9 protein-coding genes are annotated in these 12,939 nt (G+C 69.4%); 7 read left to right on the top strand and 2 right to left on the bottom strand.

The window, feature by feature from the left end; genetic code table 11:
* The first annotated feature begins 923 nt into the window (after positions 1–923).
* A complete protein-coding gene (locus HG543_RS28660) occupies positions 924–2,012 on the top strand; it encodes a type II asparaginase (protein ID WP_169348065.1) in 1,089 nt (362 codons plus the stop codon).
* 35 nt (positions 2,013–2,047) lie between these two features.
* Here the strand turns inward: HG543_RS28660 and HG543_RS28655 are convergent, their stop codons facing one another.
* Positions 2,048–3,649 (bottom strand): S41 family peptidase, encoded by a 1,602-nt coding sequence (locus HG543_RS28655; protein WP_169348064.1) that lies wholly within the window; start codon positions 3,647–3,649, stop codon positions 2,048–2,050.
* Positions 3,650–3,955: 306 nt separating this feature from the next.
* Here HG543_RS28655 and HG543_RS28650 point away from each other — a divergent pair, with 306 nt between their 5' ends.
* A complete protein-coding gene (locus HG543_RS28650) occupies positions 3,956–4,615 on the top strand; it encodes an HAD-IB family phosphatase (protein WP_169348063.1) in 660 nt (219 codons plus the stop codon).
* A gap of 23 nt (positions 4,616–4,638) precedes the next feature.
* Here the strand turns inward: HG543_RS28650 and HG543_RS28645 are convergent, their stop codons facing one another.
* A complete protein-coding gene (locus HG543_RS28645; RefSeq protein WP_169348062.1) occupies positions 4,639–6,300 on the bottom strand; it encodes a M12 family metallopeptidase in 1,662 nt (553 codons plus the stop codon).
* Positions 6,301–6,706: 406 nt separating this feature from the next.
* Between HG543_RS28645 and HG543_RS28640 the strand changes: the two genes are divergently transcribed.
* The 5 genes from HG543_RS28640 (at position 6,707) to fabZ (ending at position 12,934) form a co-directional block, all read left to right on the top strand.
* Positions 6,707–8,839 (top strand): M36 family metallopeptidase, encoded by a 2,133-nt coding sequence (locus HG543_RS28640; RefSeq protein WP_343073458.1) that lies wholly within the window; start codon positions 6,707–6,709, stop codon positions 8,837–8,839.
* A 118-nt stretch (positions 8,840–8,957) separates the two neighbouring features.
* The gene (locus HG543_RS28635) at positions 8,958–10,640 is read left to right on the top strand and encodes a putative glycosyltransferase family protein (protein WP_169348060.1); all 1,683 of its coding nucleotides are present in this window, start codon (positions 8,958–8,960) and stop codon (positions 10,638–10,640) included.
* A complete protein-coding gene (locus tag HG543_RS55650) occupies positions 10,637–11,938 on the top strand; it encodes a hypothetical protein (protein ID WP_246357370.1) in 1,302 nt (433 codons plus the stop codon). Before HG543_RS28635 ends, HG543_RS55650 begins: the two co-directional genes overlap by 4 nt.
* Positions 11,939–12,147: 209 nt before the next feature.
* The gene (locus tag HG543_RS28620) at positions 12,148–12,459 is read left to right on the top strand and encodes an acyl carrier protein (protein WP_169348059.1); all 312 of its coding nucleotides are present in this window, start codon (positions 12,148–12,150) and stop codon (positions 12,457–12,459) included.
* A complete protein-coding gene (fabZ, locus tag HG543_RS28615; RefSeq protein ID WP_169348058.1) occupies positions 12,452–12,934 on the top strand; it encodes a 3-hydroxyacyl-ACP dehydratase FabZ in 483 nt (160 codons plus the stop codon). The genes HG543_RS28620 and fabZ overlap by 8 nt, the downstream gene beginning before the upstream one ends.
* The last annotated feature ends 5 nt before the right edge of the window (positions 12,935–12,939 follow it).

Here is a 12,939-nt window from a genome sequence, read left to right as displayed (position 1 = left end):
CTCCCAGCCCCCCGGTGCCCCCTTGCTGGAGGAATCATTCCTCCACGACGACTCGCCTCGGGCGCCCCCTTGCTGGAGGAATCATTCCTCCACGACGGCCCGCCTCGGGCGCCCCCTTGCTGGAGGAATCATTCCTCCACGACGACCCGCCTCGGATGCCGCCTCGCCGGAGGAATCATTCCTCCACGACGGCCCGCCTTCCGGAGAGGGCTGACATGCCAGGAAGGATGCGGCTCGCGCCAGGGAATGACCTCTGGCAGCTCATCCGGTGGCGTGCCCTTCGGTCCATCCATGGGCCGAGGCGGGGGCTGACACGCGCGCGGGCTCGGGAGTCACGCGGTGCCGCGGGACGACGCCTTGACCGCCATGGAGGCTGCGATGGGGCACCTGGCACCACGCTCACGATGAGGGAGGGCGCCTCCGAGGACGGGAAGATTCCCGCCTCGAACGAATCCGAGGCGCGGAAGATGCGCCCTGGAAACAGAAGGGGCGGCGCTGGAATGGCGAAGGGAGCCGCAGGCAATCCTCGCGGACTTCCCTGAAGCAGGTCAGCCCCTGGATCAGGACGCCGCGACGAGCCTGTCGGGGGAGCTGGCGCCATACCGTGGACCGGTCGTGCCTCGGTGTGGGGAGCTCTCCCCTGGATCAGGACAACGCGGCGTCCCGTCTGCATGTCCTGGACGGGCACTGCCCTGGTGGGTGAGCGCTCTGGGGTAGGACGGCGTGGCGCCCGGATCGTCTTCCTGCCCGCTACAGTCTGAACTTCAGCGCGCTCGTCCTGTGTCGTGAGGGCACCGGAAGAGCAGGAGCCGCGGATGACCGGGGACCGCGGGGCCGGCATGATGCGGCCCGAGTCGAACCACCCACACACTCTTGGAGAGCGGCCGCCGCCCGGAGCGAGCGGGAGGGCCGCGAGGAGCACCATGCGCAGCCACTGCACCGCCGCCGGTATTCGTCTCGCCCTGCTGGGATGTCTGTTGTTGAGCGCCTCGCACGCGGCGGCCGCGGAGAAGGCCGAGGAGGGGAAGGCGCGCATTCGCATCCTCGCCACCGGGGGCACCATCGCCGGAACGCAGACGCGCCAGCAGGACCACGCCTACAAGGCGGGCACGCTCGACGTGGAGCAGCTCATCGCCGCCGTGCCGGACCTCAAGCAACTGGCGATCCTCGGCGGCGAGCAGGTCGCCAACATCGGCAGCCAGGACATGAACGATGCCGTGTGGCTGAAGCTGGCCCGGCGCATCAACGCGCTGCTCGCGACTCCGGACGTGGACGGCATTGTCGTCACGCACGGCACGGACACGATGGAGGAGACGGCGTACTTCCTCAACCTCGTGATCCGCAGCGATAAGCCCGTCGTTCTCGTCGGGGCCATGCGCCCGGCCAACGCCCTCGGCGCTGACGGGCCCGCCAACCTGTACAACGCCGTCGCGGTGGCCACCCACCCCGGCGCGCGAGGCCGGGGCGTGCTGGTGGCCATCAACGACGAAATCCACGCCGCCCGCAGCGTCATCAAGACGAACACCACCAACGTGCAGGCCTTCGAGAGCCCCAACCGCGGCCCCGCCGGGCTCGTGCACGGCGGCAGGGTGACGTGGTTCGAGCCGATGGACAAGAAGCACACCCACCGCAGCGAGTTCTCCATCGAGAAGGTGGAGAAGCTCCCCCGCGTGGACATCCTCTATGCACACGCGAACATGAGCGCCGACCTGCTGGAGGCCGCGGTGAAGAACGGCGCGCGAGGGCTCGTCATCGCGGGCGTGGGCGAGGGGAACATGACCCATCAGTCGCGGGAGGTCCTGGCCAAGGCCGTCAAGCAGGGCGTGGCCGTGGTCCGCAGCACGCGGGTCATGAGCGGGATCGTGCGGCGCACCAGTGAGGTGGATGACGACAAGCTGGGCTTCGTCGCCTCCGGTGAGCTCAACCCCGCGAAGTCCCGCGTGCTCCTGCAGCTGGCGCTCACCAAGACGAAGGACCCCGCGCAGCTCCAGCAGTACTTCCAGGAGTATTGAGGGTCCGGAGACTCCGCTCCAGAAGTACCCACCGTTCAGCGCTTCTCGCGCAGCAGGCGCACCGCGGCGTCCAGCACGGTGTCGCGTCCGGCGCGGAAGTCGCTCAGGCGCGGCGTGACCTTCACCTGCGGAATCACCCCGACGCCCACGTACTCCCGGCCGTCCGGGTAGGTGTCGCGCTTGGTGCAGATGCGCGCGCTGCCGCCGCCCGGGAGGGAAATCATCAGCGGCTGCCCGGTGCTGCCACCGGTCGGCTCGCCGATGAGGGTCCCCCGCTTCATCGCATCGAAGACCACGGCGAAGTCTTCGCCCGCTGAATATGTCCGCGGGCTGGTGAGCATCACCACCGGCTTCGCGTAGTGGAACCTCCCGCTGGGAGGCACCTGCTTCGGTTCGCCCCGGAAGGACCGTTCGCCCCTGCCCCATGCACGGTATGCGGGCCGGTACTCGCGCGTTCTCCACGCGGTGGTCGCGAAGGGCTTGTCCGTGAGCGTGGAGAGAATCCTGAGCCCGACGGAGGTGTTGCCGCCGCCGTGGTCCCGGATGTCGAGGATGAGCGCGTCCGCCTTGGAGAGCTGCTCGAAGCTGGCCTCGAACGCCTCCGCCGGACGGTCGTCGCCGAAGCCACGCAACACCACGTACGCGATGTTGCCGGGCAGCAGCTTCCACTCGAACGGCGCCGCGTTCGGCAGCGCGGCGCTGCGCGCCTGCACGCCCATGCGCGGAAGCTCCAGCTCGCGAAGGGCGCCGCGCGCATCCTTGAAGCCGACCTTCACGGCCGCATCGACAGGACCGTCGAGCAGGAACCGCTCGTACGCACGCGAGAGCTTGTCCTGCGGGGTGGACCACGAGAAGTACGGCATCACCTTCGCCGCCGCGTACTCCGCCACCGGCTGGCCCTCGACGGTGACAATCTCCCAACCCGGGACGATGCCCAGCGAGCGCAGCCGCTCATCGAACACGGCGCGGACGATGACGCGGCCTTCGAGGTACAGCGTGGTCAGCCCCGGCCGGGCGTGGACGCGCTCGAAGACCTCACCCGGCATGAAGGCGCCGGTGTGCCCGTCCTGCAGCCGCGAGGCGAACGACTGCAGCTCTCGGTAGTAGGCCACGGTGTCCCTGGCGGCTCGGACGCGGGGGAGGTACTGCGCGTACAGCGCGTCCCAGTCGAGTTCCGGTACCCGGTCGAAGTTGACGAAGTTGAACTTCACCTCGGCCCACAGCTTGGACAGGCCCGCCACGCGCTCGTCTTCCGGGAGTGTCTCGCGGTAGGGCGTGGCCAGCGCCGGGCTGCTCCACATCCGCTCGCGCCGGGCCTGCGCCTCTTGCGCGACCTGGAGCAGGGGCCGCCAGCCCGGGTCGCCGTGCAGCGCCGCCAGATCGGGATCCGCGGCCATGCGCTTCGCGTCGACACCGTCGAGCGCGACCGCCCGGGCCAGCCACTCCAGCGCCTGGGCCTTCCGGCCCGCCAGCGCGGCGGAACATGCGCCGTTGTAGAGGACGCTGCCATCATCGGGGCTGGCGGCGATGGCGGCGGCCGTGCCCTGGAGCGCGAGCTGTTCGGGCGTCTCGGCCGCGAGGGCAGCGCGCGTGACGGACAGGAGTGCGATGAGCAGCAGGCGGGGCAGGGAGGCCATCCATTCTCTCGGGCCAGATGGGGGCGGGTACCTCTCGTACGTGGAGAGCGGCCCCCGATTGCGGCGGCTCGGGCCGCGCGGCAGAGCCTGGGCGCTCACTTCACGCGCGCCCGTGGTCCACGGCGGGCGAGTCATCCTCGTCGGCTCGCATGGCACGCCCTGGATTCGCGACGCGAGCGGCTGGACTCACCGAGGTCCGGGCCGGGGGCGACGGAGCGAGGAACGAGAGCCCCGTCCGCTCGCTCCCTCGCCGCCCGGGCGCGGTCTGGACCGGGTGCCGACGGGACCGGGCTAGTATGCCCGGTCATGGAAGAACGCTGGGCCCTCATCTGTGACTTCGACGCGACCGCCACCGTGGAGGACCTGGGCAATGCGGTCGCCATCCACTTCGGAGGCCATGACAACTGGCGGCGCGCCGAGGACGAGTACCTCGCCGGGCAGTTCGACTTCGCCACGCTGCTCCAGCGCATCTTCCACCCCATCCGCGCCAGCCAGGAGGAGGTGGCCCGCTTCGCCCGCGAGCGGGCCGTGCTGCGCCATGGCTTCGAGGCGCTCGTCTCCCGCTGCCGGGAGGCCGGGCGTCCCTTCGTGCTCGCCTCCGCCGGGCTCGATGTCTACATCCACGCGGTGCTCGAGCGGCTCGACCCCGTGCTGCGCGGCCACCTCCAGGTCCGCGCCAACGAGGCCACGTGCGCCCCGGAGGGGATGCAGGTGCGCTTCCCCGGTGCCGGGGGCGGATGCGGGAAGTGCGGCTCCTGCAAGCGGGTCATCGTCCAGGAGTGGCAGCGCCGGGGATACAAGGTGGCCTACTGCGGGGATGGTGCCTCGGACCGCTGTGCCGCGGACGTGGCGGACTGGGTGTTCGCCCGTGCCAGCCTGCATGCCTACTGCCGGGAGCGGGCGATTCCTCACAGGGCCTTCGAGTCCTTCCACGAGGTCATCGAGGCCTTCCCGGGCGGGTGGTGATGCTCCCGCCCGGGAGGTGTCCGTCAGTACATCGGCACCCCGAGCAGGTACCACCCCGTCCACTGACTGCCCGTCCAGGCTTGTTGGTACAGGAAGCCATCACTGCCACGGACGAACATGTCCAGTTGGTTGACGCCGCGGGCCGTCACCGCGGGCGCGCCCCAGGTGGAGCCCCCGAGGCTCCCCCAGTCGTGCCAGACGCCATTCCAGGCCTTGTGCCAGATGGCGCCGTCCGGGCCACGGATGAGGATGTCCAGGCGGTTGACGCCCCAGGCCGTCGCGGCGGGCGCGGAGGTGGCGCTGCCGCCAAGGCTCCCCCAGTCGTACCAGCGGCCAGCCCAGGCCTTGTGCTGGATGGCGTTGTCGCCGCCGCGCACGAAGATGTCCAGGCGGTCGGGCCCCCAGGACGTCACCGTGGGCGCGGAGGTGGCGAGGCCGCCGATGCTGCCCCAGCCGTGCCAGACGACGCCGTCCCAGGCCCTGTGCCAGATGGCGTTGTCGCCGCCGCGCACCACCAGGTCGATGCGGTTGGGGCCCCATGACACCGCGGCCGGCGCGGACGTGGCGTACCCGCCCAGGGAGCCCCACTCGCTCCACACCGTGCCCTGCTTGAACTTGTGCAACACGGCCCGGTCCACGCCGATGGCGAAGATGTCCACGCGGTCCGGGGCCCAGGACGCGATGGCCGGGCTGGAGCGGATGGTGCCTCCGAGGTCGACCTCGGCCGTCCACGCCGAGCCATTCCATTCCGAGTAGTAGAGGTGGGTGTTCGGCTTGCGCACCACGCGGGCCAGGCGCGTGGCGTCCAGCCGGACGACGGCGGGCGTGCTGCCCTCGTACAACTCCTCGACGGCGTCGGTGTCGCCCGGGGTCAGTCCGATGCGATGGCCTTCAATCAACCCCCCCGACTTCGTGGTGATCGTGGGCTGTCCATTCACGCTGAAGGCCCAGGAGGTGTAGTGCATGATGGAGCGGACGTCGTAGCCACCCAGGTCCGAGCCCTCCCAGTACCCGTTGAAGCCCCGCTCCCGGTAGGTTTGGAACGCGTACTCCATGCCGGGCTGGATGTTCTGCCAGTGGATGTTGACGTGGGCATCCCGGTCCGTGCGCGACTGCTCGTGCCACAGGCCCACCGCGTGACCGATTTCGTGGACGGCGCTGCCGAGGTTGCAGGCCGCCTCGAGCGTGACGGCCTGCGCCCCGCCCACCATGCCCACGTACGACGAGCACCCGGAGCCGGGCTGGAAGACGACGTAGTTGGCCTCCGTGGTGCGCGGCACCAGGCGGATGGAGGTGAAGTGTTGCCAGTGATTGATGGCGGCATTCACCTCCGCCTGCGTGTCGGCCGGCAGGTCCGAGCGGAACACGTAGGGGATGCGGCCTTGCGGCCAGCGGTACGAGCCATGGGTGGTGGCGCCCTGCGCGGAGTGAGAGGACTGCGCCACGCCCTCCGGCCGCAGCTGGCCGGGCGCGAGCAGGATGTCGCCCTCCACCACGCGCTCACCGCGGATGCGCTGGAACGTCACCTCGCGTGTGCCTCGCGCCGTGGCGACGAAGGCCGTCTGTACCGGACCGCTCTCGCCCGGGAACGCCTGCTCCACGGCGGGCGCCACGACCTCGGGCGCCGTGCTCCCCGAGCCGCACGCCCACCCCGCCAGCGCGAGCCACGCGGCCGTGAAACACATGAGACGACGCTTCCTCGATTCCGTCGGTGACATGGAAAACCCCGCTTCACTGCTAGGCCGGGTAAATGCCTACCCGGTCGTGGGTCGCCATTCCAGGAGGACATGTCGCGTCGAACCCGGGCTCCGAGAAGCCGGCGCGGCTGATGTGAGCCGCAACGAGAACAGGCCTGTCGAAAAAATCGCGGCAGATGTGATCGGAGAATCATGTCTCGGGTCATCCAGAAGTCTCCGGGCAACGCGCTCTACCGCGCGTCGCACGACGGACACCCGACACGTGGAGATACCTCAGCCTCCGCGCGACACACCGCGCCGCTCGCGTTTCGAGGGCTCGGTCTTCGGCTGCTCACAACTCACGTTGTACTCACCGGGAGCACGGATGCATCTTCGTGGAGCGGTTTTCGGATTCGTGGCGTTTTCGAGTGTGACGTTCGCGGCCCCCGCGCCGAGCGATGAACTCGCGGAGGTCCGGGCGCGGGTGTACCGGTCGGACGGAGCCCTGACAGGGCCCTCGCGCTCCGGCGCGAGCGCGGTGGCGGCGGGCTTCCTGCGCGCGCGAGGGGTCTCCGATGCCACCGTCGGCTCCCTGCGTGCGACGGAGGCGCGTCAGGGCCGTATCACCCACGTCCGCTTCGAGCAGCACGTGGGCGGCCTGCGCGTTCACGGCGCCTACGCCAAGGCGGCGGTGAACGATCAGGGTGAGCTGATCCACTTCATCGACGGCACGTCGAAGGCGGGCGCCGTGGCCTCGGCGCGCGTGTCCGAGTCCGACGCGGTCGGCGTCGCGCTGCGCAGCCTCTACCCCGAGCTGCGGGACACGCAGCCGGCGGAGCAGTCGCGCGACGGCAACACGGTCTCCTTCGCGGGCAGCGCCTTCTTCCACCGCGGCCCCACGGTGGAGCGCGTTGCCTACGCGGCGTCCAACGGGACGCTCCGGACGGGCTTCCTCGTCGAGACCTGGACGGCCAAGACGAACCAGCTCATCCACACGCTGGTCAGCGGCGAGGGCCGGGTCCTCTCCACCGAGTCGCGCACCGCCAGCGACCGGTACAACGTCTTCACGAACGACCCGTCGAAGACGCTCCAGGCCATCGTGTCCGGCCCGGGCGCGGGCAACGTCCAGTCGCCCATCGGCTGGCTCAACAGCTCCGGCCAGACCACGCGGCTGATCGCCGGCAACAACGTCCGCTCCTACCTGGACGTGGACGCGAACAACGCCCCGGACTCCGGAGGTACCGCGGTGACGAACGGTGACTTCCTCACCGCCGCGGACCTGACCCAGAACCCGACCACCGCCGACAACCGCAACGTGTCCGTGCAGAACCTGTTCTACCTGAACAACGTCATCCACGACACGCTCTACCGCTACGGCTTCAACGAAGCCGCGATGAACTTCCAGGAGAACAACTTCGGGAAGGGCGGCGTGGGCAGCGACTCCGTGGACGCCGAGGCGCAGGACGGCAGCGGCACGGACAACGCGAACTTCTCGACGCCGGCCGACGGCACGAACCCGCGCATGCAGATGTACCTCTGGACGGGCATTGGCTCCCACCAGGTCTCCGTGGTGACGCCCGCGTCCATCGCTGGCATCTACGTGGCGCAGGGCGATGGTGAGTTCGGCCCGGCGCTCACCACCACCGGCGTCTCCGGCGACATCGTGCTCGTCAACGACGGGGTGGGCACCACCTCCGACGGCTGCGAGTCCATCCCGTCGGGCTCGCTCACCGGGAAGATCGCCCTCATCGACCGCGGCGTCTGCGGGTTCTCGGTGAAGGTGAAGAACGCGCAGCTGGCGGGAGCCGTGGGCGCCATTGTCGCCAACAACCAGGGTGACGGCGTGATGTCGATGGGTGGCGCGGACAGCACCATCAACATCCCCTCCGTCTTCGTCGGTCAGACGACGGGCGCGACGCTGCGCTCGGTCACTGGCGTGTCCGGCACCATCCGCAAGTCGCCGACCGCGCCGCTGCAGCGGGACTCGTCGGTGGACTCGGACGTCGTCTTCCACGAGTACGGGCACGGCCTGACCTGGCGCATGATTGGCTCGATGAGCGGCCCCATCTCGGGCGCCATCGGCGAGGGCATGAGCGACGTGCTGGCGGTCATCCTCAACGACAACGACCGCGTCGGTGAGTACTCGGCGTCGAGCGACCTGGGCATCCGCAGCGCTCCGTACACCAACTACCCCCGCACCTACGGCGACGTGGCGGGCACCGGCGTCCACTTCGACGGCGAGGTGTACGGCGCTATCGGATGGCAGCTGTGGCTCAACTTCCAGGCGGCGGGCGTCTCCAAGGACACGCTGCTGACCTACCTGATCGACGGCATGAACTACACGCCGGCCGGCCCCTACTACGAGCACATGCGCGACGGCATCCTCCAGTCGGTGGCCAACGCCGGCAACGCGCACCGCTGCCTGGTGTGGAGCGCGTTCGCGAAGTACGGCGTGGGCGTCGGCGCGCAGGCGACCCTCAAGCGCTCGAAGGGCGTGATGACGCCGGTCATCACCCAGTCCTTCGCCAAGCCGGCGGACTGCCCGTAACGCTCGGCATCACTTCGTGAAGGCCCTGGCGGGTGCCCGGAAGACGGGCACCCGCCTTTTTCGTGTCTCCAGGAGAACCGCACCGTGCCCGTCACGGGCCGGTACACTGCGCCGCGACATGCGGTCTTCACCCTCTCCCCTGGAGCAGCCCTCGGCCCCCATCCCCGTCATGGCGCGGGAGCGCCGTGCCCGGCCGTGGGTCCTGGTGGCCTGCCTGGGGATTGCGCTCGCGTCGGTGCTGCCCCTGCTGGGGCTCGACGGCTGGCCGTACAACCACGAGGGGTTCTCCCTCTTCGAGCGCGCCGAGGCGTTCCGCCGCGCATTCGTGGCCGGGGACTTCTTCCCGCTGTGGACGCCCTTCAGCCACAACGGCCACGGCTCGCCCTGGCCCTTCTTCTACCACCGGCTCTTCACCACGCTTTCGGGAGGATGGGCCTGGGGACTGGGCTCCGCGTTTCGAGGCGTGCAGGTCGCGCTGGTGCTCGTGCTGTTCGTGGGCGCGCTGGGGATGGTCGCCGCCGCGAGGATGCTGGGCCTGTCTCCCTGGCTCCAGGTGCTCGCGGCCTTCCTGTTCTGCTTCTCTCCCTACGCCTACCTGGACTGGGTGGTCCGAGGCGCCGGGGCCGAGCTCTGCGCGATGATGCTCTACCCGTGGCTCCTCTGGGCGTGCCTGCGCCTGCGTGACGAGGGCCGGGGGGGCGGATGGGTGGGGCTGATTCTCGCGGCCCTCTTCTCCGCGCACATGGTGATGTTCCTGTATGCGTTCTTCACGCTGGCCGTGGCGCTGGGCTTCATGCTCCGGCGGTGGGGCTGGCGCGCCACGCTCGTCGCGACGGGGCAGGCGGCGCTGGTGGTGCTGGTGCTGTGCGCCCCCTACGCGGTGTTGATGGTGCGGCTGGAGAAGCACTTCAACACCGGCGCGCTCGCCTCCTGGGTGCCTGACCGCGAGTACGTGTCGCTGGTGCGCTACTTCTGGGACCGGAAGTTCCACTGGGGAAAGCAGTGGGAGGGCCTCACGCCGGAGATAGGCCGCGCGGTGAGCCTCGGCCTCCTGGTCCTGGGCGGCGTGCGGCTCGCCTCGCGCGGTGGTGTCCGGAGCCGGGGCTCCACGTGGGCCTTCCTCCTGGGCTGTGCCGCCATCTACGCGGTGCTGCAGCTTCCCCTGTCGGCGCCGTTCTACCGCGCGGTGCCCTTCGCCCACCTGCTCCAGTTCCCCTGGCGGCTGGTGGCCTACCTCACGGCGCTGCTCGTGCTCGTGCTGTGCCTGTTGGTGGAGGACACGGCAGGGCAGGGCGGTTGGAGGCGGCGGCTGTCGTGGGGCGTGGTGGGGCTCACAATCTTCACGGGCCTGTGGTTCGGCTGGAGGGCGACGCACCCCCGCTATCCGGTGGCCGACCGGGCGGGAATCGAGAGCGAGCTCGCCGCGCTCGACCGGCCGTGGTCGGGCGGCGAGTACATTCCCCGGTCCGTCGTCGAAGGGGGCGTTCCACCACCCGCGGCGTTCCTCGCCCACGAGGGCTGTGAGCGGCTGGACGCGGAGCCGCGCGAGGCGCTGCACGGTGCGCTGCACTTCGACCGCATCACCCTCTCCGTGGCGTCGTCGCGAGGCTGCGCCGTGCGCTTCAACCAGTTCGTGACGCCCTTCATCGCCGCCGACGCGGACGCCTCCGCGCGGTTCGTCACCACCCAGGCCGGCACCCTGGAGGTCCAGCTTCCCGCCGGTGAGCACCGCGTCGTCCTCCGCCGCCGGGGCTTCTTCGAGCTGCTCTCACGGCAACTGGTATACGCACAGTCACCATGACCGACTGGAAGCGACTCGAGAAGCTCAATGGCGGCGACCGCATCTCCTACGTCGCCCCGTGGCTCGACACGAAGAACGAGGTCTGGTTCTACGCCGAGTCCCAACAGTTCCGGGTGTGGAGTGACGGCGTCCTCCACAAGCACGAGAAGAAGGCGGACGCGGTCACCGCTCCCGTCACGGGGCGCCTCACGCTCTACAAACAGCGCGAGAGCCTCTTCGTGGACGTGGAGCTCCGGGGGGAACAGGTCGTCGTCCGCCGGGGTGTGTTGAACGGCCATTTCATCGCGACACGCGTCGCGCCCTCGGAGGTCGAGCCGCTGCTCGCGCGCTACCGGGCGCTCGGCTTCCGGGATGGCTTCCCATGGAATGCGACGAAGACGCTCGCGACACGGCGCGAATACGTCAAGGCCGGCATCGTCGGCTGGTCGGTGGAGGTGCATGGCCACGTCCTCGAGGATGAGCGCGAGAAGACCTCCGCCCCGAGCCGCGAGGCCGCCATCGCGCTCGCGGAGAAGCGTATCCGCGCCAGGGAAGAGGCCGGGTTCCGGCTGTACCGCATCGAGCTCGTCAAATCCGAGCACCCCAACCCCGAGCCCTCGCCCGCGAAGGGGGCTCCCGCGCGGAAGCCCCTGCCGAAGAGGCCGCCTGTCGCGAAGCCGAAGAATGCCTACGAGGCCGTGGATGCGGCCATCGCGATGCTCGAGGACCTGCACGAGCGAATCCCGACCGGGCACTTCGTCACCGAGTGCCTCGACCCGAAGAAGGACCGCGCCCGCGTCGCCTCGGTCGAGTCGGATGCCGCCTTCTTTCTGCGCATGCACAAGGCGCGCATCGGGCGCTGGGCGAAGGCGAAGCCCCGCAAGCCGAAGAAGAACGAGTCGAGCTGGGACTACTTCGCGAACCAGTATGGCTCCATCACGTGGATTCTCGACGGCGCGGCCGACGAGGGGCTCGCGATGTTCTATTGCGGCAACGTGACGGGCGGCGGGTGGAGCTGCCTGGAAGTCGATAGCGACAGCGACTATTCCCTGGACGACCAGGTGGAGGCCACGGGCAACGAGGAGCTCGCGGACCTCTTCGTGTTTCACGGTGGCTGGCACCAGGACAGGTCCTGGGCCTTCGACCAGCGCGTGAGCTCACCCACCGGCGAGCACGCCGTCATCCCCTTCAGTGACAGCCTCCAGAAGCTGCCGAAGCCGGTGAAGCCCGAGCGCATCGTCCCCTTCGGACTCTGGCTCTACAAGCGCGTCGTGGCACTGACGAAGGTCGCGGAGAAGAACCTGCGCGAGCTGAGCTGAGAGGCTGTGAGGGCCGCCCATTCCAAGGTGTGGGCGGCGCCGAGCTGGACGGGGGGCGGTTCGCCATCCTGTTGCAACAGCACGCGTGCTCAGCACTGGCGCGCTGTCTTGGATTCCCAAAATCTGAGCATGTCGTCACTCCCGCTCACCTGAGCCGCCGATGTCAGAGGTGCTCTGTACGTTGGGTTCTCAACATGAGGGGGAGTTCAATGCAAACAGACATCAAGGAACTGAAGGCCGGATTGAAGGCCATGATCGTGGACCGCCTGCGGCTGAGCATCGACCCCGCGAGCATCCCGGATGGGGCACCGCTGTTCGGGGCCGACTCGCGGGACGGTGAGGCTGGCGGCCTGGGGCTCGACAGCGTCGAGGCGTTGGAAATCGTGGTCGGCCTCGAGGAGAAGTGGGGCGTCATCATCGCGGACGACAGCGTCGCCAAGGAGTTCCACTCCATCGACACGCTCGCGGCGCTGGTCGACCGGCTGCGCTCCGAAGGCGGAAGGAAGGCCGCCGGTGCATAGCGTGCCGCCAGAAGCGCCGTCCAGGCTCGGTATCCAGGAGGTCCTCCAGCTCCTGCCGCATCGCTATCCGATGCTCATGGTCGACCGGATCGACGCCCTGGAGCCGGGCGTGTTCGCCGAGGGAATCAAGTGCGTCACGGCGAACGAGCCCTTCTTCCAGGGCCACTTCCCCGAGCACCCCATCATGCCGGGCGTGTTGATTGTCGAGTCCATGGCCCAGGTGGCCGGCGTCATGCTGCGCGCGCGGGGCCTGTCTGCAAGCGGGTCCGAAGAACAGACGGCCTCGAAGCCAGCGCGCCCGGGGGTGATGGCCACCATCCAGCGGATGCGCTTCCGCCGCCCGGTGGTCCCCGGAGACCAGCTCCGCGTTCGCGCCACGCACCTCAAGAGCCTCGGCACCGTGCATCAGGTGAAGGTCGAGGCACGGGTGGGCGAAGAGCTCGTCGCCGACGGCGAGCTGATGCTCGGCTCCTAGCAGCA

The sequence above is a fragment of the Pyxidicoccus fallax genome, from assembly GCF_012933655.1.
Taxonomy (GTDB): domain Bacteria; phylum Myxococcota; class Myxococcia; order Myxococcales; family Myxococcaceae; genus Myxococcus; species Myxococcus fallax.
Note: the sequence above shows the minus strand (reverse complement) of the source record. Positions and strands in the feature narration are given on the sequence as shown.

What these genes read in the sequence shown, in the direction of transcription:
- HG543_RS28660 (WP_169348065.1), top strand. Translation starts at nt 924, where the DNA reads ATGCGCAGCCACTGCACCGCCGCCGGTATTCGTCTCGCCCTGCTGGGA.
- HG543_RS28655 (WP_169348064.1), bottom strand. Translation starts at nt 3,649, where the DNA reads ATGGCCTCCCTGCCCCGCCTGCTGCTCATCGCACTCCTGTCCGTCACG.
- HG543_RS28650 (WP_169348063.1), top strand. Translation starts at nt 3,956, where the DNA reads ATGGAAGAACGCTGGGCCCTCATCTGTGACTTCGACGCGACCGCCACC.
- HG543_RS28645 (WP_169348062.1), bottom strand. Translation starts at nt 6,300, where the DNA reads ATGTGTTTCACGGCCGCGTGGCTCGCGCTGGCGGGGTGGGCGTGCGGC.
- HG543_RS28635 (WP_169348060.1), top strand. Translation starts at nt 8,958, where the DNA reads ATGCGGTCTTCACCCTCTCCCCTGGAGCAGCCCTCGGCCCCCATCCCC.
- HG543_RS55650 (WP_246357370.1), top strand. Translation starts at nt 10,637, where the DNA reads ATGACCGACTGGAAGCGACTCGAGAAGCTCAATGGCGGCGACCGCATC.
- HG543_RS28620 (WP_169348059.1), top strand. Translation starts at nt 12,148, where the DNA reads ATGCAAACAGACATCAAGGAACTGAAGGCCGGATTGAAGGCCATGATC.